Annotated in this window: 22 protein-coding genes and 2 tRNA genes; 19 read left to right on the plus strand and 5 right to left on the minus strand. The window is 59.5% G+C overall.

Going from position 1 to position 25,682, the window contains the following annotated elements; all coding sequences use genetic code 11:
* The first annotated feature begins 16 nt into the window (after window positions 1-16).
* From hfq to P5706_RS02450, 7 genes are all read left to right on the plus strand, one after another.
* Window positions 17-277, plus strand: a complete 261-nt coding sequence (gene hfq / locus P5706_RS02420; RefSeq protein WP_003188059.1) for an RNA chaperone Hfq — start codon at window positions 17-19, stop codon at window positions 275-277.
* A 12-nt stretch (window positions 278-289) separates the two neighbouring features.
* On the plus strand, window positions 290-1,591 hold the full coding sequence (gene hflX, locus P5706_RS02425) for a ribosome rescue GTPase HflX (protein ID WP_017138462.1): 1,302 nt from the start codon (window positions 290-292) through the stop codon (window positions 1,589-1,591).
* Window positions 1,592-1,687: 96 nt separating this feature from the next.
* Window positions 1,688-2,866, plus strand: coding sequence for an FtsH protease activity modulator HflK (gene hflK, locus P5706_RS02430; protein ID WP_017138461.1), 1,179 nt, complete (start codon window positions 1,688-1,690; stop codon window positions 2,864-2,866).
* Complete coding sequence (gene hflC, locus P5706_RS02435; protein ID WP_017138460.1) at window positions 2,866-3,732, plus strand: protease modulator HflC; 867 nt, start codon at window positions 2,866-2,868, stop codon at window positions 3,730-3,732. The genes hflK and hflC overlap by 1 nt, the downstream gene beginning before the upstream one ends.
* Window positions 3,733-4,024: 292 nt before the next feature.
* Window positions 4,025-5,212, plus strand: a complete 1,188-nt coding sequence (locus P5706_RS02440; protein WP_017138459.1) for an ATP phosphoribosyltransferase regulatory subunit — start codon at window positions 4,025-4,027, stop codon at window positions 5,210-5,212.
* A gap of 54 nt (window positions 5,213-5,266) precedes the next feature.
* On the plus strand, window positions 5,267-6,556 hold the full coding sequence (locus tag P5706_RS02445; RefSeq protein WP_200432020.1) for an adenylosuccinate synthase: 1,290 nt from the start codon (window positions 5,267-5,269) through the stop codon (window positions 6,554-6,556).
* A 140-nt stretch (window positions 6,557-6,696) separates the two neighbouring features.
* Window positions 6,697-8,631 (plus strand): methyl-accepting chemotaxis protein, encoded by a 1,935-nt coding sequence (locus P5706_RS02450; RefSeq protein ID WP_285678480.1) that lies wholly within the window; start codon window positions 6,697-6,699, stop codon window positions 8,629-8,631.
* A gap of 108 nt (window positions 8,632-8,739) precedes the next feature.
* On the opposite strand, the gene P5706_RS02455 is transcribed toward P5706_RS02450, so the two are convergent.
* The 4 genes from P5706_RS02455 to P5706_RS02470 all read right to left on the minus strand — a co-directional run bounded on the left by P5706_RS02455 (window position 8,740) and on the right by P5706_RS02470 (window position 11,789).
* Window positions 8,740-10,293, minus strand: a complete 1,554-nt coding sequence (locus P5706_RS02455; protein WP_285678481.1) for an ABC transporter permease — start codon at window positions 10,291-10,293, stop codon at window positions 8,740-8,742.
* The gene (locus tag P5706_RS02460; RefSeq protein ID WP_138449479.1) at window positions 10,293-11,318 is read right to left on the minus strand and encodes an extracellular solute-binding protein; all 1,026 of its coding nucleotides are present in this window, start codon (window positions 11,316-11,318) and stop codon (window positions 10,293-10,295) included. Before P5706_RS02460 ends, P5706_RS02455 begins: the two co-directional genes overlap by 1 nt.
* 144 nt (window positions 11,319-11,462) lie before the next feature.
* A tRNA-Leu gene (locus P5706_RS02465) sits at window positions 11,463-11,549 on the minus strand.
* Window positions 11,550-11,702: 153 nt separating this feature from the next.
* A tRNA-Leu gene (locus P5706_RS02470) sits at window positions 11,703-11,789 on the minus strand.
* A 224-nt stretch (window positions 11,790-12,013) separates the two neighbouring features.
* Between P5706_RS02470 and rnr the strand changes: the two genes are divergently transcribed.
* The 10 genes from rnr (at window position 12,014) to P5706_RS02520 (ending at window position 23,390) form a co-directional block, all read left to right on the plus strand.
* On the plus strand, window positions 12,014-14,650 hold the full coding sequence (gene rnr / locus P5706_RS02475) for a ribonuclease R (RefSeq protein ID WP_200432016.1): 2,637 nt from the start codon (window positions 12,014-12,016) through the stop codon (window positions 14,648-14,650).
* The gene (gene rlmB / locus P5706_RS02480; protein WP_058422435.1) at window positions 14,647-15,402 is read left to right on the plus strand and encodes a 23S rRNA (guanosine(2251)-2'-O)-methyltransferase RlmB; all 756 of its coding nucleotides are present in this window, start codon (window positions 14,647-14,649) and stop codon (window positions 15,400-15,402) included. The genes rnr and rlmB overlap by 4 nt, the downstream gene beginning before the upstream one ends.
* A 327-nt stretch (window positions 15,403-15,729) precedes the next feature.
* A complete protein-coding gene (gene rpsF, locus P5706_RS02485; RefSeq protein ID WP_003217491.1) occupies window positions 15,730-16,152 on the plus strand; it encodes a 30S ribosomal protein S6 in 423 nt (140 codons plus the stop codon).
* A 28-nt stretch (window positions 16,153-16,180) separates the two neighbouring features.
* A complete protein-coding gene (rpsR, locus tag P5706_RS02490; protein WP_002551829.1) occupies window positions 16,181-16,411 on the plus strand; it encodes a 30S ribosomal protein S18 in 231 nt (76 codons plus the stop codon).
* 36 nt (window positions 16,412-16,447) lie between these two features.
* Complete coding sequence (locus P5706_RS02495; protein ID WP_056860520.1) at window positions 16,448-17,341, plus strand: hypothetical protein; 894 nt, start codon at window positions 16,448-16,450, stop codon at window positions 17,339-17,341.
* An 18-nt stretch (window positions 17,342-17,359) separates the two neighbouring features.
* The gene (gene rplI, locus P5706_RS02500) at window positions 17,360-17,806 is read left to right on the plus strand and encodes a 50S ribosomal protein L9 (RefSeq protein ID WP_003171376.1); all 447 of its coding nucleotides are present in this window, start codon (window positions 17,360-17,362) and stop codon (window positions 17,804-17,806) included.
* Between the two features lie 110 nt (window positions 17,807-17,916).
* A complete protein-coding gene (gene dnaB / locus P5706_RS02505; RefSeq protein ID WP_017138451.1) occupies window positions 17,917-19,314 on the plus strand; it encodes a replicative DNA helicase in 1,398 nt (465 codons plus the stop codon).
* Window positions 19,315-19,504: 190 nt separating this feature from the next.
* A complete protein-coding gene (locus P5706_RS02510; RefSeq protein ID WP_017138450.1) occupies window positions 19,505-21,808 on the plus strand; it encodes a YgiQ family radical SAM protein in 2,304 nt (767 codons plus the stop codon).
* Between the two features lie 203 nt (window positions 21,809-22,011).
* Complete coding sequence (ssp4, locus tag P5706_RS02515; protein ID WP_285678486.1) at window positions 22,012-22,944, plus strand: Ssp4 family T6SS effector; 933 nt, start codon at window positions 22,012-22,014, stop codon at window positions 22,942-22,944.
* Complete coding sequence (locus P5706_RS02520; protein WP_285678487.1) at window positions 22,941-23,390, plus strand: hypothetical protein; 450 nt, start codon at window positions 22,941-22,943, stop codon at window positions 23,388-23,390. The genes ssp4 (P5706_RS02515) and P5706_RS02520 overlap by 4 nt, the downstream gene beginning before the upstream one ends.
* Before the next feature lie 66 nt (window positions 23,391-23,456).
* Here P5706_RS02520 and P5706_RS02525 read toward each other — a convergent pair whose 3' ends face one another.
* A complete protein-coding gene (locus P5706_RS02525; RefSeq protein WP_200432012.1) occupies window positions 23,457-23,945 on the minus strand; it encodes an Hcp family type VI secretion system effector in 489 nt (162 codons plus the stop codon).
* A 186-nt stretch (window positions 23,946-24,131) separates the two neighbouring features.
* Here P5706_RS02525 and ssp4 (P5706_RS02530) point away from each other — a divergent pair, with 186 nt between their 5' ends.
* Both ssp4 (P5706_RS02530) and P5706_RS02535 read left to right on the plus strand, forming a co-directional pair.
* Entirely contained in the window at window positions 24,132-25,046 is a 915-nt protein-coding gene (ssp4, locus tag P5706_RS02530) for an Ssp4 family T6SS effector (RefSeq protein WP_285678488.1), read from the plus strand.
* Window positions 25,043-25,537 (plus strand): hypothetical protein, encoded by a 495-nt coding sequence (locus P5706_RS02535; RefSeq protein WP_285678489.1) that lies wholly within the window; start codon window positions 25,043-25,045, stop codon window positions 25,535-25,537. Before ssp4 (P5706_RS02530) ends, P5706_RS02535 begins: the two co-directional genes overlap by 4 nt.
* The last annotated feature ends 145 nt before the right edge of the window (window positions 25,538-25,682 follow it).

The following is a 25,682-nucleotide window of genomic DNA, read 5'->3' on the forward strand; positions in this document are numbered from 1 at the left end:
TAAAGGAGTGCGGCACATGTCAAAAGGGCATTCGCTACAAGACCCTTACTTGAATACTTTACGTAAAGAGAAAGTTGGGGTTTCCATCTACCTGGTCAACGGTATCAAGCTGCAAGGCACGATCGAGTCGTTCGACCAGTTCGTGATCCTGCTGAAAAACACCGTCAGCCAGATGGTTTACAAGCACGCTATCTCGACAGTCGTTCCAGTTCGTCCAATCCGTCTGCCTAGCGCAGCAGGTGATGAACAGGGTGACGCTGAGCCAGGTAACGCCTGATAGGAGTCTCCTTTGTTCTTTGAGCGCCACGGTGGTGGTGAGCGAGTAATCCTCGTTCACTTGGATGGACAGGACCCTGAGGCGCGCGAAGATCCGCAGGAGTTTCAGGAGTTGGCAAATTCGGCCGGCGCCGAGACCGTTGCGTTTTTTAACGTACCGCGTCATCGGCCAACCGCCAAATACCTGATAGGCAGCGGCAAGGTCGAGGAACTGCGCGACCTGGTTCACGCCGAAGAAGCCGATCTGGTGATCTTCAATCACACCCTCACGCCCAGTCAGGAACGTAACCTCGAACGTGTTTTCGAGTGTCGCGTGATCGACCGCACCGGTCTGATTCTCGATATTTTCGCCCAGCGTGCCCGTACCCATGAAGGCAAGCTCCAGGTAGAACTGGCCCAGCTTGACCACATGAGCACCCGGCTGGTGCGTGGCTGGACTCACCTTGAACGTCAGGGTGGTGGCATCGGTATGCGCGGCCCGGGTGAAACCCAGCTGGAAACCGACCGCCGTCTGCTGCGGGTACGCCTGCGCCAGATCAAGGGCCGCCTGGAAAAAGTACGCAGCCAGCGTGAACAATCACGCCGTGGCCGCTCGCGTGCGGACATCCCTACCGTATCCCTGGTGGGCTATACCAACGCCGGCAAATCCACGCTGTTCAACAACGTGACGAAATCGGACGTGTACGCGGCCGACCAACTGTTCGCTACCCTCGACCCGACCTTGCGCCGTCTGGACATCGACGACCTGGGGCCGATTGTCCTGGCCGATACCGTAGGTTTCATTCGTCACTTGCCGCACAAGCTGGTCGAAGCGTTTCGGTCTACGCTCGAAGAGTCGAGCAATTCCGACCTGCTGTTGCACGTGATCGATGCGGCCGAACCGGATCGCATGCTGCAGATCGAGCAGGTGATGGTGGTGCTGGGCGAGATTGGTGCACAGGACTTGCCGATCCTCGAGGTCTATAACAAACTCGATTTGCTTGAGGGCGTTGAGCCGCAAATACAACGCGATGAAGACGGCAAGCCCCAGCGGGTATGGCTGTCGGCGCGCGATGGCAGTGGGCTGGAGTTGCTTGAGCAGGCGATTGCCGAGCTATTGGGCAGCGATTTGTTTGTCGGCACCTTGCGCTTGCCGCAACGTTTTGCTCGACTGCGTGCACAGTTTTTCGAACTGGGCGCCGTACAGAAAGAAGAATACGACGAAGAAGGTGTCAGCTTGCTGGCCGTTCGATTGCCGCGCTCGGAGCTGAATCGGCTGGTCAGCCGTGAAGGTGTAGTACCGACGGAGTTCATCGAACAACACACTTTGCAATAAAAGCCTCCGAAAGCGGTTGTGCCGCAGTAGCAGGCATTCTGTAGCATTGGTCGGCGCGCCGTGGGTGCGTCTTTGCTTTATCAGATGGAGAGCGCTATGGCTTGGAATGAGCCGGGTGGCAACTCGAATAATCAGGATCCTTGGGGTGGTAAACGCCGCAATAATGGCGACCGCAAGGGGCCACCAGATCTCGACGAGGCCTTCCGAAAGCTGCAGGAAAGCCTGAATGGGTTGTTCGGTGGTGGAAAAAAACGCGGTGGTGGTGACGACGGCGGTCGCACAAGCAAGGGCGGCGGCTATGGCCTGCTGGGCCTCGGGCTTGTCGTGCTCGCAGCCGTTTGGCTGTACAGCGCCGTGTACGTGGTGGACGAGCAGGAGCAGGCCGTGGTGCTGCGCTTCGGCAAGTACTACGAGACTGTCGGGCCAGGCCTGAACATCTATTTCCCGCCGATCGACAAGAAGTACATGGAGAACGTCACGCGTGAGCGTGCCTACACCAAGCAGGGCCAGATGCTGACCGAAGACGAGAACATCGTCGAAGTGCCGCTGACCGTGCAGTACAAGATCAGCAACCTGCAGGACTTCGTGCTGAACGTTGATCAGCCGGAAATCAGCCTGCAACACGCAACCGAAAGCGCCCTGCGCCACGTGGTGGGTTCCACCGCCATGGACCAGGTGCTGACCGAAGGTCGTGAATTGATGGCCAGCGAAATCAAGGAGCGCCTGCAACGGTTCCTCGATACCTATCGCACCGGCATCACGGTGACTCAGGTGAACGTACAGAGCGCAGCTGCACCGCGCGAAGTGCAGGAAGCCTTTGATGACGTGATCCGCGCCCGTGAAGACGAGCAGCGTTCGCGCAACCAGGCTGAAACCTACGCCAATGGCGTCGTGCCGGAAGCCCGTGGTCAGGCCCAGCGCATCCTTGAAGATGCCAACGGTTACCGCGACGAAGTGGTCTCCCGCGCCAAGGGTGAGGCGGACCGCTTTACCAAGCTGGTTGCCGAGTACCGCAAGGCTCCGGAAGTCACGCGTGAGCGTCTGTACCTGGACACCATGCAGGAAGTCTTCAGCAACACCAGCAAGGTTCTCGTGACCGGCAGCAAAGGTGGGCAGAACAACCTGCTGTACCTGCCGCTGGACAAGATGATCGAAGGTGGTCGTAGTGGCACCAGCGCACCGTCCAGCAGCTCGAATGCCGCTGCCAACGAAGCGAGCGCCCGTGCGGCCGCTGACTTGCTGCAACAGCAAACACGTACCAGGGAGAGTCGTTGATGAGCAATAAATCGCTGACCGCCCTGATTGTGGGCGTCGTCGTGGTCATCGCTGCCTGGAACTGCTTCTACATCGTGTCTCAGACCGAGCGCGCGGTGTTGCTGCAATTCGGTCGTGTGGTGCAGGCGGATGTCCAGCCGGGCCTGCATGTGAAAGTCCCCTACGTGAACCAGGTGCGCAAGTTCGATGGCCGCCTGATGACCCTGGATGCACCGACACAGCGCTTCCTGACCCTGGAAAAGAAAGCCGTGATGGTTGACGCCTACGCCAAGTGGCGCGTCAAGGATGCCGAGCGCTTCTACACCGCGACCTCCGGCCTCAAGCAGATTGCCGACGAGCGTTTGTCGCGCCGTCTGGAATCGGGCCTGCGTGACCAGTTTGGTAAGCGCACCCTGCACGAGGTGGTATCCGGTGAACGTGATGCGCTGATGGCTGACATCACCCGTTCGCTGAACACGATGGCGGAAAAAGAGCTGGGCATCGAAGTGGTTGATGTTCGGGTCAAGGCCATCGACTTGCCGAAGGAAGTGAACCGCAGCGTGTTCGAGCGTATGAGCACCGAGCGTGAGCGTGAAGCCCGTGAGCATCGCGCCAAAGGTAACGAGTTGGCTGAAGGTATCCGTGCGGATGCCGACCGTCAGCGCCGTGTACTGCTGGCAGAGGCTTATCGCGAGTCTGAAGAGGCCCGTGGTGATGGCGACGCCCAAGCTGCGGCGATCTACGCCAAGGCTTATGGCCAGGACCAGGAGTTCTACGCGTTCTACCGTAGCCTGCGTGCCTACCGTGAAAGCTTTGCGAACAAAACCGACGTCATGGTGCTGGACCCAAGCAGCGACTTCTTCCGCTACCTGGAAAAGTCCAAGTAACCAAGCCTGTGACTTTAGGGCGCACTCCGTCGGGCGGCTAAAATGCCTGGCGGGGTGATCCTTTCAGAAAACGGGTGTATGATGCGGCAGCCGGGAAATTCCCGGCTTTTTTGCGTCTGCATGTTTGATTCGGCAGACGCCACAGGTTTTTCGAGGAAAGTGCCCGACGAGGCCGCAGGCAGGCCGTTCGTCACGTCGCTCTTGCGCGTGGATTATGCAAAGCGTGGGTATTTTCTGCTTCACTCAAGGCTCGGCCGAGGGCTGGCCGCCCGGATCATAGGGGAATGGCGTAATGGCAACGGTAGACCGCTGGCTGCTGCCAGATGGCATCGAAGAAGTACTGCCACCAGAAGCTGCGCGCATTGAAGTAGCGCGTCGCCAGGTGTTGGATCTGTTCCAGAGCTGGGGTTACGAGTTTGTCGTGACCCCCCATATCGAGTACCTGGAATCCCTGCTGACCGGCGCGGGCCAGGACCTGGATCTGCGCACCTTCAAGGTCATCGACCCGCAATCGGGCCGGCAAATGGGTTTCCGTGCCGACATCACGCCGCAAGTGGCGCGCATCGATGCGCACACCCTGCGTCGCGAAGGCCCGAGCCGCCTGTGCTACGCAGGCAGCGTGCTGCATGCTCAGCCGCGCGCGTTGTCGTCTTCGCGCAGCCCGATTCAGTTGGGCGCCGAGTTGTACGGCGATGCCAGCCCGAGCAGCGACGTTGAAGTGATCAGCCTGATGCTGGCCATGCTGCAACTGGCCGACGTGCCGGATGTTCACATGGACCTGGGCCACGTCGGTATCTACCGTGGCCTGGCCCGTGCGGCCGGTTTGTCCGGTGAAGTGGAGCAACAGTTGTTCGATGCCTTGCAGCGCAAGGCTATCGATGAAGTGATCGCCCTGACCGCAGGCGTGCCTGCGGACCTGGCCGACATGCTGCGCGCACTGGTGAACCTGTGCGGTGGCCGTGAAGTGCTGGTGGCTGCTCGTGAGCGCCTGGCCAACGCGCCGGCGCCGGTCTTGGCTGCGCTGGATGATGTGTTCGCGATTGCCGAGCAGTTGTCGGCGCGCTTCCCCGAGTTGCCGCTGTATTTCGACCTGGGTGAGTTGCGCGGCTACCACTACCACACCGGTGTGGTGTTCGCCGTGTTTGTGCCGGGTGTTGGCCAGGCCATCGCCCAAGGCGGTCGTTATGACGATATCGGCGCTGATTTTGGTCGCGCACGTCCGGCGACTGGCTTTTCGACCGATTTGAAAACCCTGGTGACCCTGGGGCGTGCTGAGGTCGAGCTGCCGTCTGGTGGCATCTGGATGCCCGACAGTACGGACGCAGCACTCTGGCAGCAGGTTTGCCAGTTGCGCAGTGAGGGTCAGCGTGTCGTCCAGGCTTTGCCTGGGCAGCCATTGGCCGCCGCCCGTGAAGCGGACTGCGACCGGCAATTGATTCTGCAGAACGGGCTTTGGCAAGTATCGCCACTGGCTTCTTGAGTTTTCCTGCCGGCCATCGCCGGCACCAAGTTTGCGCGAATGAGGACAAGTGTTATGGGTAAGAATGTCGTAGTCCTGGGCACCCAATGGGGTGATGAGGGCAAAGGCAAGATCGTTGATCTGCTGACCGAACATGCTGCCGCCGTAGTGCGCTACCAAGGTGGCCACAACGCTGGCCACACCCTGGTCATCGATGGCGAAAAAACCGTCTTGCACCTGATCCCGTCGGGCGTGCTGCGCGAAGGCGTGCAGTGCCTGATCGGTAACGGCGTAGTGGTTGCGCCTGACGCCCTGCTGCGTGAGATCACCAAGCTGGAAGAGAAAGGCGTACCGGTGCGCGAGCGCCTGCGTATCAGCCCGTCTTGCCCGCTGATCCTGTCCTTCCACGTTGCGCTGGACCAGGCCCGTGAAAAGGCGCGTGGCGAGCTGAAGATCGGCACCACCGGTCGCGGCATCGGCCCGGCTTACGAAGACAAGGTTGCACGTCGTGGTCTGCGTGTGGGCGACCTGCTCAACATGCCGCGCTTTGAAGACAAGCTGCGTGAACTGGTGGATTACCACAACTTCATGCTGGTGGGTTACTACAAAGAGCCAGCCATCGAGTTCGAAAAGACCCTGGCCGAGTGCAAGGAATACGCTGAGCTGCTCAAGCCGCTGATGCTGGACGTGACCGCCGAGCTGCACGACCTGCGTCGCGCCGGCAAAGACATCATGTTCGAAGGCGCTCAGGGTTCGTTGCTCGACATCGACCACGGCACCTACCCGTACGTGACCAGCTCCAACACCACCGCGGGTGGCGTTGCGACCGGTTCGGGCGTTGGCCCGATGTTCCTGGATTACATCCTGGGCATCACCAAGGCTTACACCACGCGCGTAGGTTCGGGCCCGTTCCCGACTGAGCTGTTCGACGCAGTCGGCGCGCACCTGGCCAAGCAAGGTCACGAGTTCGGCGCCACCACCGGCCGTGCCCGTCGTTGCGGATGGTTCGACGCCGTTATCCTGCGTCGCGCTATCGATGTGAACAGCATCTCGGGCATCTGCCTGACCAAGCTGGACGTACTCGACGGCCTGGAAACCATCAACATCTGCATCGGCTACAAAGATGCACAAGGCAAGGACGTTGCACCGACCGACGCTGACAGCTACGTCGGCCTGCAGCCTGTGTACGAAGAAGTGCCGGGCTGGACCGAATCGACCGTGGGCGCCAAGACCCTGGAAGAGCTGCCGGCCAACGCCCGTGCCTACATCAAGCGTGTTGAAGAGCTGATCGGTGCGCCGATCGACATTATTTCGACAGGCCCGGACCGCAACGAGACCATCGTTCTGCGTCACCCGTTCGCTTAACAAGCTGTTGATGTAAAAAGCAAAAGGGCTCCTTCGGGAGCCCTTTTTCGTGCCAGGCCGGCAATCGGCACGACCCTTGCTATGGTTCTTTCTTTCGCGGTGCTATCAAATTAATGGCACCCGTGGTGGAGGGATTTACCGTGTCTGCCGTTCTCTCATTGTTACAAAGCCGGCTGTTGCGGCCGGTGTTCGTTACCCTAGGTATCGCTCTTTTGGTGCAAGTGCTGGTGGCCGTTGCCCTGACGCGAAGCACCGTGACGGCGTTGGAAGCGGATTTAAGCAGCCGCCTGGGTACCGACAGCCAGAAACTGTCTGGCGAGCTGGCGCAAGCCGGCAAGGAAGTCACCTCGAGCCTGGACAGCTTGTCTTCGAGCACGCGCCAGCGTCTGACCGCAGGGCTTTCCACGCGCCTGCAAGAGGAGCAGAAGCAACTGCGTGCGACCCTGGAAAAAGACCTGCAGGATTCGGCCAATGACATGGCCCAACTGCTGGCGTCGGTGGCACCCCGCGCCATGTGGGACAGCGACGTGCCGACGCTGTCGGAGTTTGCCCGGCGTGCCCAGCGCAATCCGAACGTGTTGTTCGTGGTGTATGACGACGCGGCTGGCGAGCACCTGACCCGTTACCTCAATCGTGAAAACCCGATCAACCAGGCGCTGCTCGACAAGGGCAAGGGCGACCGAGCCTTGGATAAGGTCCTGGATGCGGCTAAAAACGATCCTTCGGTGTTCTACGTCGAAGCCTCGATCAGTCCCAATGGCACCGAGATCGGCAAAGTTCGCATGGGGGTCTCGACCAAAGCGGTAGAGACCGACCTGGCTGCGCTGGACAAGCGCTTTGCGGCCTTGATCGCCAGCAGTGATCAGTTGGTCGGTGATAGCCTCAAGGGCGCCGCCGCCGACAGCGCAGCGGCCATGGGTGCGCGCCTGCAATCGGCGCAAGCCACCGCCACCCAGATGACCGCCAACACCAGCAGCGCTGTGCAGGATGCTGCGGGAGCGTTGCGCTGGCGCATTGGCCTGGGCCTTGCCATTGTCGGGTTTGGCGTATTGCTGCTGATCGCCATTGTGCTGGGACGTCGTGTGGTCAATCGGCTGAAGCTGTTGATTGCCGCTATGGACGACCTGGCGGCGGGCGAGGGCGACCTCACCAAGCGAGTGCAGATCAACAGCAAAGACGAAATCGGCGACATGGCCTCGGCGGTCAATCGCTTTGTGGATAAGTTGCAGCCGATCGTGCGTGAGGCGGGCGATGTGGCTCAGCGCACCGGCGTCGAAATCGGCGCCATGACCTTGCGCAATGCCGGGGCTGACAAGGCGGCCGGTTTGCAGCGCGACGAAGTTGCCGAAAGCCTGCGCGCGCTGTCGCAAATGGCCGATGAGGCCCAGTCCGAAAGCCATGCGATGCAGGCGGCGTTGCAGCAGGTGGTGGATATTCGCCAGGCCACAGATGAAAACTCGCGGACCTCGGCGGAGGTTGGCAGCCTGATCGAAGCGCTGGCGGGGCAGGTGCAGGCCGGTTCCCAGGTGATCGAGCGGTTGGCGCAGCAAAGCGAGCAGATCGAAGTGGTGTTGACGGTGATTCACGGGATTGCCGAGCAGACCAACCTGCTGGCCCTGAATGCGGCGATTGAAGCGGCGCGCGCGGGTGAGACCGGGCGAGGTTTTGCGGTGGTGGCGGACGAAGTGCGGGCGCTGGCGAGTAAAACCCAAAGCTCCACCGGCGACATCCAGGCGCATATCGTGGCGTTGCAGCAGGGGGCGCGTGAGGCGGTAGAAACCATCGGCAAGGCCGGGCGCCAGGCGAATGAAGGGTTGTTGGTGCTGCGCGACAGTGTGCGCTTGCAACAGTCGGTGCAGGCTTCGGTGGAGCAAGTGCATGCGGCGATTGGCTTGGCGACGCGTGCGGCCGAGCATCAAGCCCAGGGCGCGCATGCGGTGCGTGGGCGGGTCGAGGTGATCCACGCCCAGGCCGAACGGGCCGCGCAGGCGGTGGTGGAAACCACGGCCAGTGGCAAGGTGCTGGATGGGTTGGCGGCGCAGTTGAAGGCGAGTTTGGGGCAGTTTCGGGCTTAGCGTCGATTGCACCGGCCTCATCGCAGGCAAGCCAGCTCCCATATTTGACCGCATTCCAACTTTGGAACTCGGTCAAATGTGGGAGCTGGCTTGCCTGCGATAGCGGACTCAGCGGCTCAAATATATCCGCGTCGTCAGCAGATACACCGGCAACCCCGACACCAGAATCAACAACGCCGCATACGGCGCCGCCGCCGCAAACTCAACATTCGAGGTATGCGCCCACACGGCAGTCGCCAGGGTATTTAACCCCGTCGGGCTGAGCAGTAAAGTCGCCGTCAACTCCTTCATCGCATCCAGAAACACCAACGCGAACGCCGCACCCAAGGCCGGGAAAATAATCGGCAAGGTGACCCGGCAAAACGCGCTGAACGACGAAGATCCCAGCGTGCGTGCCGCCTCTTCCAATTGCGGTGCAGCTTTGTTCAGTGCGGTTCGAATCGGCGCTTGAGCGAGCGGCAAAAACAACAGCGCATAAGCAATCAGCAGCAGCGCCGAGGTCTGATACAGCGCCGGCACATAGTGCAGGGCGAAATACACCAGTGTCAGAGCAATCACCAGCCCTGGCAGGGCATGCAGCAGATAAGGCAGGCGTTCAGCCCAGATCGCCAGCTGGCCTTTGTAGCGCACCACCAGCAACCCCACCGGTACAGCCAACACCAGGCAAAGCGCAGCGCCGCCCAACGACAGTGCCAGCGAGGACAGCAGCGCCTCACCAATCTCGGCCACCGGGAACGCCGCCGATGAACCCACGGCAAGCCAGTAAGCGAGCATCCCCAAGGGAATGCCGCTGCCAATGATCGCCAGCGCCAGGCAGTACAGCTGACCCACGGGCGACCATTTACCCAGTTTGACCTGTTCCGCATGCCGCGCCGCGCCCTGGCCGATGCGCACATGCCGACCCTTGCCGCGCACGCGCAGCTCCAGCCACAGCAGCGTCAGGCACATCACCAGCAACACCGCCGAGAGCATCGCGGCATTGGCGTTGCTGAATTCCAGTTCGAACTGCTGGTAGATCGCGGTAGTGAAGGTCTGCAGGCCGATAATCGACAGTGCGCCGAACTCCACCAGCATATGCAGCGCGATCAACAGCGCGCCGGCCAACAGCGAAGGCCACAGCAAAGGCAGTGTGACGCGAAAAAAAACGCCCCAGCGGTTCAGGCCCAAGGTGCGTGCCGACTCTTCCAGGGATGGGTCAAGATTGCGCAGGGTCGCCGCCACTGGCAGGAACACCAGCGGGTATTTCGACAGGGTCATCACCAGTATCGCCCCGCCAAGCCCTTCAAAGTTGGCGCTCAGCGACACCCAGGTGAAGCTGCTGACAAACGCCGGCACTGCAAATGGCAGGCACAGGATCACGCCCCAGATGCGCCGCCCCAGCAGGTTGCTGCGTTCAAGCAGCCAGGCCAGCGAGAGGCCGATGACGCCACAGGCCACGGTTACGCCAATCATCAATGCCAAGGTGTTGCGCAATAGCCCAAACACATACGGCCGCCACAGCAGGTGCACTGCTTCTGCCCAGCCGGCCTGCCAGGCCTTGGTACCGACATACACCAACGGCAGCAGGCTCAGGCCAACCAGAAACAGCACGGGTAACAACAGCCAGATCGACGGGCGTTTGCGCCGGGGGCTGAACACCCCGGCGGGTAGCGATGGGTTCATCAGTTCAAGCCAACGTCACGTTCCAGGTCCAGGGCTTCTTCGGCGTTGCCAAGGTCTGCCGGGGTGACTTTCGGCGGTTGCAGCTCGCTGAACGGCTTGAGGCCGCGATTGGATTGCATGCCCTTGCGCAGCGGGTATTCGGCCGAGGTGTTGGTGATCACGCGCTGGCCTTCTTCACTGGCCATGAACGCCAGCAGTTGCTGGGCTTCTTTGGGGTGCTTGCTGGATTTGAGCGCCGCCGCCGAGGACACGGTGATCAGGCCGCCCACATCGCCATCGGTGAAGTAATGCAGCTGCGAGTCCAGGTTGGTTTTTTCTTTCTTGAGGGCGAACCAGTAGTAGTTGTTCACCAGCACGGTGGCCACTTCGCCGTTTTCCACGGCTTTGAGGGCGACCATATTGTTGCTGTACACCTTGCCGAAGGCGCGCAAGCCGGTCAGCCATTCTTCAGCGGCTTCGCGCCCGTGCAATTTGATGATGGCTACCGCTTGCTCCTGGAATGCGCCACTGGTGGGCACAAAGCCGACTTTGCCTTGCCACTCGGGGCCAGCAAAATCGAGTACCGACTTGGGCAGGTCTTTTTCGGCGATCAGTTTGGGGTTAAAGGCCACGACGCGGGTGCGAGCGGTCACGCCCATCCAGTCGCCATTGCTGCCGACGTAATCCTTGGGCAACACGTCCAGCGTGCTGGCATCAATTTTGGCCAGCAGGCCTTGCTCGCCGAGTTTGTTCAGCGGCGGCGATTCTTCGGTGTAGATCACATCGGCAGGGGAGCGCTCGCCTTCTTCCACGACCTGGCTGGCGAGCTGGTTGCTGCTGCCTTTACGCACGTTGACGTGAATGCCGGTCTTGGCTTCGAAGGCCTTGGCGAGTTCATCGCCGACTTCTTTGTGCTGGCCGTTGTACAGGGTCAGGGACACCTTGTCGGCGGAATAGGCGGTGGGCGAGAGCAGGGTCAGGCCGAGCAGTGTGAGGGTCAGGCCACGCAGAAGGGATGTCTTGAGACGGTTATCGCGGATCATCATCCGAAGTGTTCCTCGCTTGTATGCAACAAATCATTGCAAGGATAAACGATAAAACTTCTCAAGTGCGGTGAAGGGCCAAATCAGCGGTGAGGTTTTCAAACCCCGGAAACGAAAAAACCCGCTTTCGCGGGTTTGATCTGAATTTGGTGCCCAGGAGAAGACTCGAACTTCCACGACCTTGCGATCACCAGCACCTGAAGCTGGCGTGTCTACCAATTTCACCACCTGGGCATTATCAACAACGCTTGCGCTGTTGATGGAGCGAACTATACGGAGCGCTTTTTAATCTGTAAACCCCTGATATCAAAAATATAATTCAATATTCTTGTTAAAAATCAAAGGCCTGAAACGAAAAAACCCGCTTTCGCGGGTTTGATCTGAATTTGGTGCCCAGGAGAAGACTCGAACTTCCACGACCTTGCGATCACCAGCACCTGAAGCTGGCGTGTCTACCAATTTCACCACCTGGGCAGCATCAACAACGTTGCCGTCGTCGATGGCGCGCACTATACGGAGGCGATTTTGAGCTGTAAAGCCCTGGCATGAAAAAAGCTTGGAAAATTTCGCCAATGGTCATGCAAGGCGCTTTCCGAGGGCTGCAAAGGCCTTTTAAACGCTTGTTGACACCTGAAATTTCCCGTTTCAATACGCGTATGCCAAACTAACCCGCATATAGACAAGGTGAAAACTCTCTAATGGCCGATTGGCAGTCCCTCGATCCCGAGGCCGCTCGTGAAGCGGAAAAATATGAAAACCCTATTCCTAGCCGCGAACTGATCCTGGCGCATCTCGCCGATCGTGGTTCGCCTGCTAGCCGCGAGCAGTTGGTTGAAGAATTCGGTCTGACCACCGAAGACCAGCTCGAAGCCCTGCGCCGCCGTTTGCGTGCCATGGAGCGCGATGCTCAACTGATCTACACCCGCCGTGGCACCTATGCGCCAGTGGATAAGCTCGACCTGATCCTGGGCCGCATCGCCGGCCATCGGGATGGCTTCGGCTTCCTGATCCCGGATGACGGCAGCGACGACCTGTTCATGAGCCCGGCGCAAATGCGCCTGGTATTCGACGGCGACCGTGCCCTGGCACGCGTTTCCGGCCTGGACCGTCGTGGTCGCCGTGAAGGCGTGATCGTCGAAGTGGTGTCCCGTGCCCACGAGTCCATCGTCGGCCGTTACTTCGAAGAAGGCGGCATCGGCTTTGTAGTGCCGGATAACCCGAAGGTCCAGCAGGAAGTGCTGATCACCCCGGGTCGCAATGGCGCCGCCAAGGTCGGCCAGTTCGTCGAGGTGAAAATCACCCACTGGCCAACCGCGCGCTTCCAGCCTCAGGGCGATATTGTTGAAGTGGTCGGCAACTACATGGCGCCGGGCATGGAAATCGACGTTGCGCTGCGCACCTACGATATTCCTCACGTCTGGCCGGAGGCTGTGCTCAAGGAAGCCGCCAAGCTCAAGCCGGAAGTGGAAGAGAAAGACAAAGAAAAACGCATCGACCTGCGCCATCTGCCGTTCGTCACTATCGACGGCGAAGATGCTCGCGACTTCGACGATGCGGTCTATTGCGAAGCCAAGCCTGGCAAGCTGCGCCTGTTCTCCGGCGGCTGGAAGTTGTTCGTCGCGATTGCCGACGTGTCGAGCTATGTGAAGATCGGTTCGGCCCTGGATAACGAAGCCCAGGTGCGCGGCAACTCCGTGTATTTCCCTGAGCGCGTGATCCCGATGCTGCCTGAGCAGCTGTCCAACGGCCTGTGCTCCCTGAACCCGAAAGTCGACCGTTTGGCCATGGTGTGCGAGATGACCATCTCCAAAACCGGCGAAATGACCGACTACCAGTTCTACGAAGCGGTGATCCACTCCCAGGCGCGCCTGACCTACAACAAGGTCAGCACCATCCTGGAAGCGCCGAAGACCAGCGAAGCCAAGGCCCTGCGTGGCGAATATGCCGACGTCGTGCCGCACCTCAAGCAGCTTTACGCGCTGTACAAGGTGTTGCTGGGCGCACGTCATGTACGTGGCGCCATCGACTTTGAAACCCAGGAAACCCGGATTGTGTTCGGTTCCGAGCGCAAGATCGCGGCCATTACGCCGACCACGCGTAACGATGCGCACAAGCTGATCGAGGAATGCATGCTGGCGGCCAACGTGGCCACCGCAGAATTCCTCAAAAAGCACGAAATTCCTGCCCTGTACCGCGTGCACGACGGCCCGCCGCCGGAGCGTCTGGAGAAGCTGCGCGCGTTCCTCGGTGAGCTTGGCCTGTCCCTGCACAAAGGCAAGGACGGCCCGACGCCGAAGGATTACCAGGCGTTGCTGGCCAGCATCAAGGACCGTCCGGATTACCACGTGATCCAGACCGTAATGCTGCGCTCACTGAGCCAGGCGGTGTACAGCGCCGATAACCAGGGCCACTTCGGCCTGAATTACGAGGCGTACACCCACTTCACGTCGCCGATTCGTCGTTACCCGGACCTGCTCACGCACCGGGCGATTCGCAGTGTGATCCACTCCAAGCAGAACACCCCGCACGTCAAGCGCGCCGGTGCCATGACCATTCCGAAGGCACGGATCTATCCGTACGACGAAGCGGCTCTGGAACAACTGGGCGAGCAGTGCTCCATGAGCGAGCGCCGCGCCGACGAAGCCACCCGCGACGTAGTGAACTGGCTCAAGTGCGAGTTCATGAAAGACCGCGTGGGCGAGTCGTTCCCTGGTGTGATCACTGCCGTGACGGGTTTTGGCCTGTTCGTCGAGCTGACCGATATCTACGTCGAAGGCTTGGTGCACGTCACTGCGCTGCCGGGCGACTACTACCACTTCGACCCTGTGCATCACCGCCTGGCGGGCGAGCGCACGGGTCGCAGCTTCCGTTTGGGCGACACCGTGGAAGTGCAGGTCATGCGCGTCGACCTCGACGAGCGCAAGATCGACTTCGGCATGCCCGACAAGCCGACCGAAACACCGACTGGCCGTAAAAAGCGTGGCAGCGAAGCAACTGCGCCAGCCAGCAAAGGCAAAAGCGCGCCTGCGAAAGCAGCTGCCGCCGAGCCTGCGCCCGCCAAGGCTGGTCGTCGTTCGTCCACCAAGGAAAAGGCCCCTGAGGCCTACCGCCCGAGCGATGCTGCGGCGAAAAACGCTGAAGTGCGCAAGAGCCGTGAGTTGAAGCAGCAGTTGCTCAACGAAGCCAAAAGCGGTGGTAAAGCGGCGTCTGGGGGAAAGTCCCACGGGGCGGAAAAGCCGTCGAGCAAACCGAGTAAACATCGTAAAGGCCCGCCTAAAGCGGGTTCGGCTCCCGCGAAAAGCGGCGGGTCGCGCAAACCTAAGGCCAAGTCATGAGTCTGGAAAAAATCTACGGCGTACATGCCGTAGAAGCACTGCTGCGTCATCACCCTAAACGCGTCAAGCAGGTGTGGTTGGCCGAAGGCCGCAGCGAGCCGCGTGTACAAGCGCTGGTCGAGTTGGCCACGCAAAACAAAGTCGCTATCGGTCAGGCCGAGCGCCGTGAGATGGACGTGTGGGTTGAAGGCGTTCACCAGGGCGTGGTTGCGGACGTAAGCCCGAGCCAGGTGTGGGGCGAGGCGATGCTCGACGAGCTGCTCGACCGTACCGAAGGCGCACCGTTGTTGCTGGTGCTGGACGGCGTGACCGACCCGCACAACCTCGGCGCTTGCCTGCGTTCGGCCGATGCGGCCGGTGCGCTTGCGGTGATCGTGCCTAAAGACAAGTCGGCAACCCTGACGCCGGTCGTGCGTAAAGTCGCGTGTGGTGCGGCGGAAGTGATTCCACTGGTGGCCGTGACCAACCTGGCGCGCACCCTGGAGAAACTCCAGCAGCGCGGCCTGTGGGTCGTGGGTACGGCGGGCGAGGCCGAGGTCAGTATTTATGACCAGGACCTCACCGGCCCGACCATCCTGATCATGGGTGCCGAAGGCAAAGGCATGCGCCGCCTGACTCGCGAGCATTGTGATTACCTGGTGAAACTGCCGATGGCCGGTAGCGTCAGCAGCCTCAACGTGTCGGTTGCCACCGGCGTGTGCCTGTTTGAAGCCCAGCGTCAGCGTGGCGTCAAGGCCAAGAGCAAGAAGTAACCCGATCAAAAATGTGCTGCCGGGCTTGTGTGGGAGCTGGCTTGCCTGCGATAGCATCACCTCTGTATCACTGATACACCGAGGTGCCTGCATCGCAGGCAAGCAAGCTCCCACAGAATTTCAGCTCCCGCAGTCGTTTCAGGCTGTTTGGAAGATTGTTCAAATAATCACCAATCACCTTGCGCCGTTTCTCCCCCTTCTCTACAATTGCGCCCCTTGCCTTCCTGGCAGGCACCTATGTGCCTCCCTGCGGCAAGATCCATAAGTGTCATTCACTCCTTGTCTGACCGTTTTTGAGCGGCAGGCTACAACCCGTAAGGAGCATTCATGCGTCATTACGAAATCATCTTTTTGGTCCACCCGGATCAAAGCGAGCAAGTCGGCGGCATGGTTGAGCGTTACACCAAGCTGATCGAAGAAGACGGCGGCAAAATCCACCGTCTGGAAGATTGGGGCCGTCGTCAACTGGCCTACGCAATCAACAATGTTCACAAGGCTCACTACGTGATGCTGAACGTTGAGTGCACTGGCAAGGCCCTGGCCGAGCTGGAAGACAACTTCCGCTACAACGATGCAGTGATCCGTAACCTGGTCATCCGTCGCGAAGAAGCCGTTACCGGCCAATCCGAGATGCTCAAGGCTGAAGAAAACCGCAGTGAGCGCCGTGAGCGTCGCGACCGTCCTGAGCACGAAGGCGCTGAAAGCGCTGATAGTGATGACAGCGACAACAGCGATAACGCTGACGAGTAATCCACGGACCTTTTAAGGAGCCTATCAAATGGCACGTTTCTTCCGTCGTCGTAAATTCTGCCGCTTCACCGCTGAAGACGTGAAAGAGATCGATTACAAAGATCTCAACACTCTGAAAGCCTACGTATCCGAGACCGGCAAAATCGTTCCAAGCCGTATCACCGGTACTAAAGCACGTTATCAGCGTCAGCTGGCCACCGCTATCAAGCGCGCCCGCTTCCTGGCCCTGCTGGCCTACACCGACAGCCACGGCCGCTGAGACCGGGCAGTCGACAAGTAGTAAGGGATTGAATGCATGCGCGCCTTAGCTGAGTTCATCATGCGCGGTCGCGTGCAGGCCACTCTGGTAGTGGCTGGATGTGCGGCATTGCCGCTGCTTTATTGGTTGGGTGCTGCTGCAGGTTGCCTTGTGCTCCTGCGGCGCGGTTTGAAGGACGCCCTTGGCGTTCTTGCTTTGGGATTGTTGCCGGCCTTGATCTGGTGGCTTCAATTCGGTGATCCGCGGGTACTTCTGGTACTGCTGGGGTCATCGAGCCTTGCGTTGGTTTTACGCGCAAGCGAGTCCTGGGTCCGCACGCTGCTGGTCAGCGTGGCATTGGGGTTGGTGTACTCAGTGATGCTTGGCGCGGCTTTCCGCCCGCAAATCGAAGCGCTGTCGCAAGAGATCGTCAAGATCCTGCCGATGGCCCTCGGGGATCTCTACCAGCAATTGTCGGTAGATGAGCGAGCGCGGTTTGCGTCACTGATTGCTCCGGTCCTGACCGGCCTGATTGCGGCATTGTTGCAGGTCGTCAGCGTGCTGAGCCTGATTGTTGGGCGTTATTGGCAGGCGTTGTTGTACAACCCGGGTGGTTTTGGTCGCGAATTTCGCAGTATCAGAATCCCCGCGGGGCCGGCGATGTTGCTGCTGGCGTGCATGGTTGTCGGGCCGAACTTCGGCCCACAGATGGCCTTGCTGGCGCCGATTTGCAGCGTACCGCTGGTGTTTGCCGGGCTGGCCCTGATGCATGGGCTGGTGGCGCGAAAGCGCCTGGCCAAGTTCTGGCTGGTGGGGTTGTACGTCACGATGTTGCTGTTTATGCAGCTGATCTATCCGTTACTCGTGGTTTTTGCCATTGTCGACGGCCTGATTGATTTTCGCGGTCGTCTCGCGTCGAAAGACGCCGATAACGCGAACGGTGAAGGTTAAAAGTTAGAGGATTTTCACATGCAACTGATCCTTCTGGAAAAAGTCGCCAACCTGGGCAACCTGGGCGACAAAGTGAACGTTAAGGCCGGCTACGGTCGTAACTACCTGCTGCCATACGGCAAAGCCACCGCTGCAACCGCTGCCAACCTGGCTGCGTTTGAAGAGCGTCGTGCTGAGCTGGAAAAAGCCGCAGCAGACAAAAAAGCTTCGGCCGAAACTCGCGCTGCCCAACTGGCTGAGCTGGAAGTGACTATCACTGCCACCGCCGGTGACGAAGGCAAGCTGTTCGGTTCGATCGGTACTCACGACATCGCTGATGCACTGACCGCCTCCGGCGTTGAAGTGCAGAAGAGCGAAGTTCGTCTGCCGAACGGCACCATCCGCAACGTAGGCGAATTCGACGTAGCCGTGCACCTGCACGCCGAAGTTGAAGCCACCGTACGCGTTGTAGTGGTAGCAGCTTAAGCAACACCTAACTGACTGGCACCTCGCGTGCCAGGCGGTTAACATCGGGCACGATCCTGTTTACAGGTCGTGCCTTTTGTTTTTCTACACACCCCTAATTCCAAGTGGCCATGAACGATATTTCAGCTCCTGAGCAATACGATCTGCAAACCGCTGCCCTGAAGGTGCCGCCGCATTCCATCGAGGCCGAACAGGCCGTGCTCGGTGGCTTGATGCTGGACAACAACGCCTGGGAACGTGTGCTGGATCAAGTCTCGGACGGTGATTTCTATCGCCATGACCACCGCCTGATCTTCCGCGCCATTGCCAAGCTGGCCGACCAGAACTCGCCGATCGACGTGGTGACCCTGGCCGAACAACTGGACAAGGAAGGCCAGACTTCTCAAGTCGGCGGCCTGGGCTACCTGGGTGAACTGGCGAAAAACACGCCGTCCGTCGCCAACATCAAGGCGTATGCGCAGATCGTTCGCGAGCGCGCCACCCTGCGCCAGTTGATCGGAATCAGCACCGAAATCGCCGACAGCGCCTTCAACCCCGAAGGGCGCACCGCCGCCGAGATCCTTGATGAGGCTGAACGCCAGATCTTCCAGATCGCCGAAGCGCGCCCGAAGACCGGCGGCCCGGTCAGCGTCAACGACCTGTTGACCAAGGCCATCGACCGCATCGACACCTTGTTCAACACCGACAACGCCATCACGGGTATTTCCACCGGCTACACCGACCTCGACGAGAAGACCAGCGGCTTGCAGCCGTCTGACTTGATCATCGTTGCCGGCCGTCCATCCATGGGTAAAACCACCTTTGCGATGAACCTGGTGGAAAACGCCGTGCTGCGCAGCGACAAAGCCGTACTGGTTTACTCGCTGGAGATGCCAGGTGAATCGTTGATCATGCGTATGCTCTCGTCGCTCGGCCGTATCGACCAGACCAAGGTGCGAGCCGGCCGCCTGGAAGACGACGATTGGCCGCGCCTGACGTCGGCGGTCAACCTGCTTAACGACCGCAAGCTGTTCATCGATGACACCGCCGGTATCAGCCCATCGGAGATGCGTGCACGTACCCGCCGGCTGGTTCGTGAGCACGGCGACATCGCCCTGATCATGATCGACTACCTGCAGCTGATGCAGATTCCAGGCTCCAGTGGTGACAACCGCACCAACGAGATTTCCGAAATCTCGCGGTCGCTCAAGGCCCTGGCCAAGGAATTCAACTGCCCGGTGGTGGCGCTGTCCCAGCTCAACCGTTCCCTGGAACAACGCCCGAACAAGCGCCCGGTGAACTCCGACTTGCGTGAATCCGGAGCGATCGAGCAGGATGCTGACGTGATCATGTTCGTGTACCGCGACGAGGTGTATCACCCCGAGACGGAACACAAAGGCATTGCCGAAATCATCATCGGCAAGCAGCGGAACGGACCAATTGGCTTTATCCGCCTGGCGTTTATCGGTAAATACACGCGCTTCGAAAACCTGGCGCCGGGCAGCTATAACTTCGACGATGACGAGTAAGTTTCAGCGCCTTTAAGGGCCTTATCGCAGGCAAGCCAGCTCCCACATTTGAAGATATTCACAGTTCAAATGTGGGAGCTGGCTTGCCTGCGATGGGGCCACCACAATTCCGACCATTACCGTCGGAATTGGTCAAAATTTGTGCTATATTCCGCGCCCGCGATTTTTCATCTCAACACCGGTCACCGTCATGCAAACAGCCAAGCCGTTATTTGACTATCCCAAGTACTGGGCCGAATGTTTCGGTCCTGCGCCATTCCTGCCGATGAGCAGGGAGGAGATGGATCAGCTTGGCTGGGATTCCTGCGACATCATCATCGTCACCGGTGATGCGTATGTGGATCACCCATCGTTCGGTATGGCCATCATCGGCCGGCTGCTGGAGTCCCAGGGCTTTCGCGTCGGGATCATTGCGCAGCCGAACTGGCAGTCCAAAGACGACTTCATGAAGCTCGGCGAGCCGAACCTGTTCTTCGGCGTCGCGGCCGGCAACATGGACTCGATGATCAACCGTTACACCGCCGACAAGAAAATCCGCTCCGACGACGCCTACACCCCAGGCGGCATGGCCGGCAAACGACCAGACCGCGCCAGCCTGGTGTACAGCCAGCGTTGCAAGGAAGCCTACAAGAATGTGCCGATCGTGCTCGGTGGCATCGAAGCGTCCCTGCGCCGCATCGCCCACTACGATTACTGGCAGGACCGTGTGCGCAACTCGATCCTGATCGATGCCTGCGCCGACATCCTGCTGTACGGCAACGCCGAGCGGGCCATCGTCGAAGTTGCCCAGCGCCTGTCGTGGGGCCACAAGATCGAAGACATCACCGACGTGCGCGGCACCGCGTTCATTCGCCGTGACACGCCTGAAGGCTGGTACGAGGTGGACTCCACGCGTATCGACCGTCCGGGCAAGATCGACAAGATCATCAACCCGTACGTGAATACCCAGGACACCCAGGCCTGCGCCATCGAGCAGGAAAAAGGCCCGGTTGAAGACCCGGAAGAAGCCAAGGTCGTACAAATTCTTGCCAGCCCGCGCATGACCCGTGACAAGACGGTCATTCGTCTGCCGTCCATGGAAAAAGTCCGTGGCGACTCGGTCCTGTACGCCCACGCTAACCGCGTGCTGCACCTGGAAACCAACCCAGGCAACGCCCGCGCCCTGGTGCAGAAGCATGGCGAAGTGGACGTGTGGTTCAACCCGCCGCCCATCCCGATGACCACCGAAGAAATGGACTACGTGTTCGGCATGCCGTACGCCCGCGTCCCGCACCCGGTGTACGGCAAGGAGAAGATCCCGGCCTACGACATGATCCGTTTCTCGGTGAACATCATGCGTGGCTGCTTCGGTGGCTGCACCTTCTGCTCGATCACCGAGCACGAAGGCCGCATCATCCAGAACCGTTCCGAAGAGTCGATCATTCGCGAGATCGAAGAGATCCGCGACAAAGTGCCAGGCTTTACCGGCGTGATCTCCGACCTCGGCGGCCCGACCGCGAACATGTACCGCATCGCCTGCAAAAGCCCGGAAATCGAATCCGCGTGCCGCAAGCCCTCGTGCGTGTTCCCTGGTATCTGCCCGAACCTGAACACTGACCATTCGTCGTTGATCCAGCTGTACCGCAGTGCCCGTGCGTTGCCGGGTGTGAAGAAGATCCTGATTGCTTCCGGCCTGCGCTACGATCTCGCGGTCGAGTCGCCGGAATACGTCAAGGAACTGGTTACCCACCACGTCGGTGGCTACTTGAAGATCGCCCCGGAACACACCGAGGAAGGTCCGCTCAACCAGATGATGAAACCGGGCATTGGCAGCTATGACAAGTTCAAGCGCATGTTCGAGAAGTACACCAAGGAAGCGGGCAAGGAGCAGTACCTGATCCCGTACTTCATCGCCGCCCACCCGGGCACTACCGATGAAGACATGATGAACCTGGCCTTGTGGCTCAAGGGCAATGGCTTCCGTGCCGACCAGGTGCAGGCGTTCTACCCGTCGCCGATGGCCACCGCTACGGCGATGTACCACTCGGGCAAGAACCCGCTGCGCAAGGTCACCTACAAGAGCGACGCGGTCACCATCGTCAAGAGCGAGGAGCAGCGTCGTTTGCACAAGGCCTTCCTGCGTTACCACGACCCGAAAGGCTGGCCGATGCTGCGTGAAGCACTGACGCGCATGGGCCGCGCCGACCTGATCGGGCCGGGCAAGGATCAGTTGATTCCGCTGCACCAGCCGTCCACCGACAGCTACCAGAGCGCCCGTCGCAAGAACTCGACGCCGGCTGGCAGCCATAAGGTTGCGAAGGAAACCACCACCAGGATCCTCACCCAGCACACCGGCTTGCCACCGCGCGGCAGTGACGGCAGCAACCCGTGGGACAAGCGTGAGCAAGCCAAGGCGGCGGCTCAGGCGCGTAACAAGCAGGCGGCTAAAGAGCGCAGTGATGCGGCGAAGGGCAAGGGCGGCAAGCCTGCGCGCAAGCCGGTCGTGCCGCGCTGATCGCAACCTGACTATGCAAAACGCCAGCCTCGTGCTGGCGTTTTGCTTTCTATTCGATGGCGTGCCTGTTTGTTAAGGTGGCGCCCATCGATCGCCATCGCAGGCAAGCCAGCTCCCACAATTGCAATGCATTCCCCTGTGGGAACCGGGCTTGCCCGCGATGGGGCCGGGCCGGCCACCCTCATATTCAAGGAAGAACACCCATGAGCAACCCCCTGCTCTCCATCGGCATGGACTCCAACCGCTCCCAGTTCATGGCGCGCCAGCGCATCGAAAGCCAGATCAACCTGCTACGGTTGTTCGCCGCCATCGATGCCGACCCCGGCATTGTCGGCGCGGGTGTGGTGTACATCGACGCCGACTTCAACGTCGTGACCCTGCGCGAATTCAAGCCCATCTGCAGCATCAAGCCCAAGCGCATCATTTTGCGCGAAGCACAGAAGTACATTTCGCCCGCGCAATTTGTGGAGCAGGTCAAGACCGACCCACGGGAAGAACGCCTCAGAAAAGAGGCGTTTGATATGGGCCTGTCTTGCACCGCCGCGATTATCGGCTGGATCGTGGTGTTCAGCGGCAGCGTCGCTGTGCCTTTTACGGCAGGCGCCAGCGCATTCGTGGTGGGCATTGGCGTGACGGCGGCACTGGCCAGCAGTGCGCAGTGCGGGTTCGGCGTGGCACGTACCTACAACGAGATACTCGACCCTGACGCTAACGACCGGATGGATGACGCCGAATGGTTCGGCGCTGTTTCAACCCTCCTCGATACGGCTTCCCTGGTGGGGATCGGCACCGGCGCGCTGACCACGGTGAAGCTGCTCAGGGCCAAAAAGGCTGCCGCTCTGGGCAAGAGTTGGTATGAATTGCTCAAGGGTTTAAATCGCCAGGAACGCAAGAAACTGACCAAGGAGCTGCTAAGCCTGCGCGACCCCAGCCTGACGCCCAAGCTGCTCAAGTTGCAGCAGCGTGCAGGCAAACTGACCAAAAGCTTCAGCTCCACGGAAATTCGGCATGCCACCCTGACCCAGATGAAAGACGCTTTGGGCGGCATCCTCGGTATCGTCGGCAGCTACCGCAGCGGTAGCGTGGGCAGCGCCACCACCCTTGCAATCGGCTTGTATGAGGACCTCACCGAATGAAAGGTTTCCCCGACATGGGCAGTTTCCTCGCGCGCTATTTCCCGGTGTTCATGGGCACGATCTTCATGGCGATCTTTTCCGGCGCGTCTGCAGTGTCCCTCGCCGGGGTGACGTATTTGCGTGGTGTCGACCCGTCGCTTAAATCCGACTACTCCGGCCTGGCGATTTTGCTGCTGGTGGCGGTACTGGTGTTTGGCAACGTGATGGTTGCGCGTGGCCGCCCCTGGGCCACCGGCTTGGTGGCGGGTTACCTGGGCTGCTGCCTGCTGTTCGTGCTGCCGATGATTCAGTACCCCATTCCCAAACTGGTCTACGGCTCGGCGGTACTCTTTCCGCTGTTGGGTTTGTTGCTGCTCAACAGCAAGCGTCACCGCGAAATGCGCAACAAACTGTTGGAAGTCCGCCATCTTCGTCAGGCGGTAATCGCCGCGCATAAAAAACCCTAGCCCAAGGGTGCCGCCTGGATCGTCGAACACATGCTGAGTGAGGCTGGGCGCACTCGACCGGCGGTGTCACATTTTGACGTTCTGGCGAATATTCCAACCGTATTTGACCGCACCACCGTCCTTGCCACCGTCAGCTTTCTGCGGCTGATAGCTGACTTCGACCGTGGCGAAGTTCAGGCCGATCACCTCGGTCAGTGTATCGCTGGTGGTCACCGCGTCGGTTTGGTAGGAGGTCACCATGACTTCCTTCATCGTGATCAGCAGATACTCCACGGCATTACTGCCTCCGGCCTTGCGTACCACCAGCCGCGCCTCCGGGTAATGCTTGCCGGTGGAGCAGGCCATCATCAGGTTGGGTGAAGACTTATCCATGAACTTGGTGATGACCAGATTTTGAATGTCGACCTTGCCGGCACCGCCGCCGCTGCCGCTGTGCATGGAACCTGTCTGAGACATGCCCCAGCCCCATTTGCTGATCGCGATTTCATCGCGGTGCACCTGATCCTTGGACTCGCCCTTGATGTCTCCCAGCTTCAAAAACATATCAGTCGCCATCATCGTTCCCTGTTTTGGTGTGCACCCGAATGGGTGGGGGGCACACTCTTTCTTATTTGGGATATGACCTACAAGGTGCTCAGCCACGATAAGGAAGCGCCTTTCCGGATAAAGCGAAGCTTCTGACATTTTTAGGCGATGCCCAGTCTTTACCCTCTGCGCTCTTGTGAAAACCGGAGTAAAGGGATGACTTCCAGTGTGTTGAAAGACGGTTTCCCCAGTGCCCATTTGCCCACGCGGCAGTGGGTCGAAAGCAGTATTGATCTGCGCAAGTTATTTGCCGCCATTGATGCTGATCCGGCAATTGTCGGCGCGGGCGTGGTGTACCTCGACGCTCAGTTGCGGGCGATGGTGTTGCGTGAGTTTCAGCCGATTTGCAGTGTTGCGCCGAAGAAAGTGATTTTGCGTGAGGCGCCCAGTTACATCGGGCGCGTGGAGTTTGCGCGGCGGTTGGCGAATGAGCCGCGGGAGTCGCAGGTGGCGTTTGAGGCGGTGAATACGGGGCTGGCGTGTACATCGGCGGTGATTAGCTGGTTGGTGATGGCGGGTGGCTCTACGTTGAGCCCCTTCACCTTCGGGGCTACTGGTGTGGTTGCTGTGATTGGCTATACGTCGGCAGTCGCCAGCTCGCTTCAGTGCTGGATTAGCGGTCGCCGGACTAGAAACGAAATGAATGATCCTGCCCTTAACGATGCTATGGACAACGAGCCATGGTATCAGGCCGTAGTGGTTGGGCTGGATGCGGTTTCTTTGTTAGGTGCTGGTACTTCCGCGATGTCGACAATCCGATTCGTCAACATGCTGAAAAAGGCAACCGGGAAAACCACGCAACAGGTGCTTGAAGGCTTGAGTCGGCAAGAACGGGCAAAACTCACCAGGGAGCTGCTGAGTATCAACCATCCCGGAATAACCCGAAAAATGATCAAGCTGAAACAAATCGCGGGTGAGATGCCAAAGCGCTACACGTCGGCGGAAATAAGGAATGGGACGCTCTTGCAGATGCTTGATGCCCTCGGCGCTGCGTCTGCTGTTGCTGGCAGCATACGGTCCGGAAATATCCGGATCATTGCCGTTGGGCTGTATGAGGAGATCTCAGAATGAGGCTTATCACAAGGAAGTATCTTGTTCCTATCCGGCCTTTTCTGGCTCGTAATTTTCCCGTGCTTATTGGCGTAATTCTTTCGGGTTTATTCGGCAGTTCCGCTGTTGTCGTACTGGTGGAAAACTATTATTTACCCTCGTTATCGAATGCGGATGCTGAGATTACCGGCTTGGTGTTGGTCGTCTTTATCACCCACTGCAATTTCATGATTATCTATGGGCGACCGAAATGGGCTTGGGGGATGTATGCCCTTTTCATCGCCTGCCTATTGATTGCAGTGCCGGGCTTTTATTTTTCACCGCACATGTTCATTTATTTTGAATGCTTCTTCTGGCCGATACTCGGCCTGCTACTGCTGCGCAGCAAACGCCATCAGGAAATGCGTGCCGCCTATGTAGAAGTTCGCCACATGCGCGTAAAAGTCCAGGCAGCCATCAACAAACGCCGCAAACACGAGCGCGCAATCATCAGAATAAAAAAACCGAGGTAATTCCCCACCTCATCGCCCACCCAATCGCTACCGCCGCACCCACTCACGCCACAAATATGTGCAAGCCTTGCACCATAACCGCAGGCACGGCGCCGTTTTGGTGCTGTACTGCACCGGGTCTTACGATAAAGCGCAATGACGGCCG

This window comes from Pseudomonas sp. ChxA (assembly GCF_030263855.1).
GTDB classification, from domain to species: domain Bacteria; phylum Pseudomonadota; class Gammaproteobacteria; order Pseudomonadales; family Pseudomonadaceae; genus Aquipseudomonas; species Aquipseudomonas fluorescens_CB.

What these genes read in the sequence shown, in the direction of transcription:
- hfq (WP_003188059.1), top strand. Translation starts at nt 17, where the DNA reads ATGTCAAAAGGGCATTCGCTACAAGACCCTTACTTGAATACTTTACGT.
- hflK (WP_017138461.1), top strand. Translation starts at nt 1,688, where the DNA reads ATGGCTTGGAATGAGCCGGGTGGCAACTCGAATAATCAGGATCCTTGG.
- hflC (WP_017138460.1), top strand. Translation starts at nt 2,866, where the DNA reads ATGAGCAATAAATCGCTGACCGCCCTGATTGTGGGCGTCGTCGTGGTC.
- P5706_RS02440 (WP_017138459.1), top strand. Translation starts at nt 4,025, where the DNA reads ATGGCAACGGTAGACCGCTGGCTGCTGCCAGATGGCATCGAAGAAGTA.
- P5706_RS02445 (WP_200432020.1), top strand. Translation starts at nt 5,267, where the DNA reads ATGGGTAAGAATGTCGTAGTCCTGGGCACCCAATGGGGTGATGAGGGC.
- P5706_RS02455 (WP_285678481.1), bottom strand. Translation starts at nt 10,293, where the DNA reads ATGAACCCATCGCTACCCGCCGGGGTGTTCAGCCCCCGGCGCAAACGC.
- P5706_RS02460 (WP_138449479.1), bottom strand. Translation starts at nt 11,318, where the DNA reads ATGATGATCCGCGATAACCGTCTCAAGACATCCCTTCTGCGTGGCCTG.
- rnr (WP_200432016.1), top strand. Translation starts at nt 12,014, where the DNA reads ATGGCCGATTGGCAGTCCCTCGATCCCGAGGCCGCTCGTGAAGCGGAA.
- rlmB (WP_058422435.1), top strand. Translation starts at nt 14,647, where the DNA reads ATGAGTCTGGAAAAAATCTACGGCGTACATGCCGTAGAAGCACTGCTG.
- rpsF (WP_003217491.1), top strand. Translation starts at nt 15,730, where the DNA reads ATGCGTCATTACGAAATCATCTTTTTGGTCCACCCGGATCAAAGCGAG.
- rpsR (WP_002551829.1), top strand. Translation starts at nt 16,181, where the DNA reads ATGGCACGTTTCTTCCGTCGTCGTAAATTCTGCCGCTTCACCGCTGAA.
- P5706_RS02495 (WP_056860520.1), top strand. Translation starts at nt 16,448, where the DNA reads ATGCGCGCCTTAGCTGAGTTCATCATGCGCGGTCGCGTGCAGGCCACT.
- rplI (WP_003171376.1), top strand. Translation starts at nt 17,360, where the DNA reads ATGCAACTGATCCTTCTGGAAAAAGTCGCCAACCTGGGCAACCTGGGC.
- dnaB (WP_017138451.1), top strand. Translation starts at nt 17,917, where the DNA reads ATGAACGATATTTCAGCTCCTGAGCAATACGATCTGCAAACCGCTGCC.
- P5706_RS02510 (WP_017138450.1), top strand. Translation starts at nt 19,505, where the DNA reads ATGCAAACAGCCAAGCCGTTATTTGACTATCCCAAGTACTGGGCCGAA.
- ssp4 (WP_285678486.1), top strand. Translation starts at nt 22,012, where the DNA reads ATGAGCAACCCCCTGCTCTCCATCGGCATGGACTCCAACCGCTCCCAG.
- P5706_RS02520 (WP_285678487.1), top strand. Translation starts at nt 22,941, where the DNA reads ATGAAAGGTTTCCCCGACATGGGCAGTTTCCTCGCGCGCTATTTCCCG.
- P5706_RS02525 (WP_200432012.1), bottom strand. Translation starts at nt 23,945, where the DNA reads ATGGCGACTGATATGTTTTTGAAGCTGGGAGACATCAAGGGCGAGTCC.
- ssp4 (WP_285678488.1), top strand. Translation starts at nt 24,132, where the DNA reads ATGACTTCCAGTGTGTTGAAAGACGGTTTCCCCAGTGCCCATTTGCCC.
- P5706_RS02535 (WP_285678489.1), top strand. Translation starts at nt 25,043, where the DNA reads ATGAGGCTTATCACAAGGAAGTATCTTGTTCCTATCCGGCCTTTTCTG.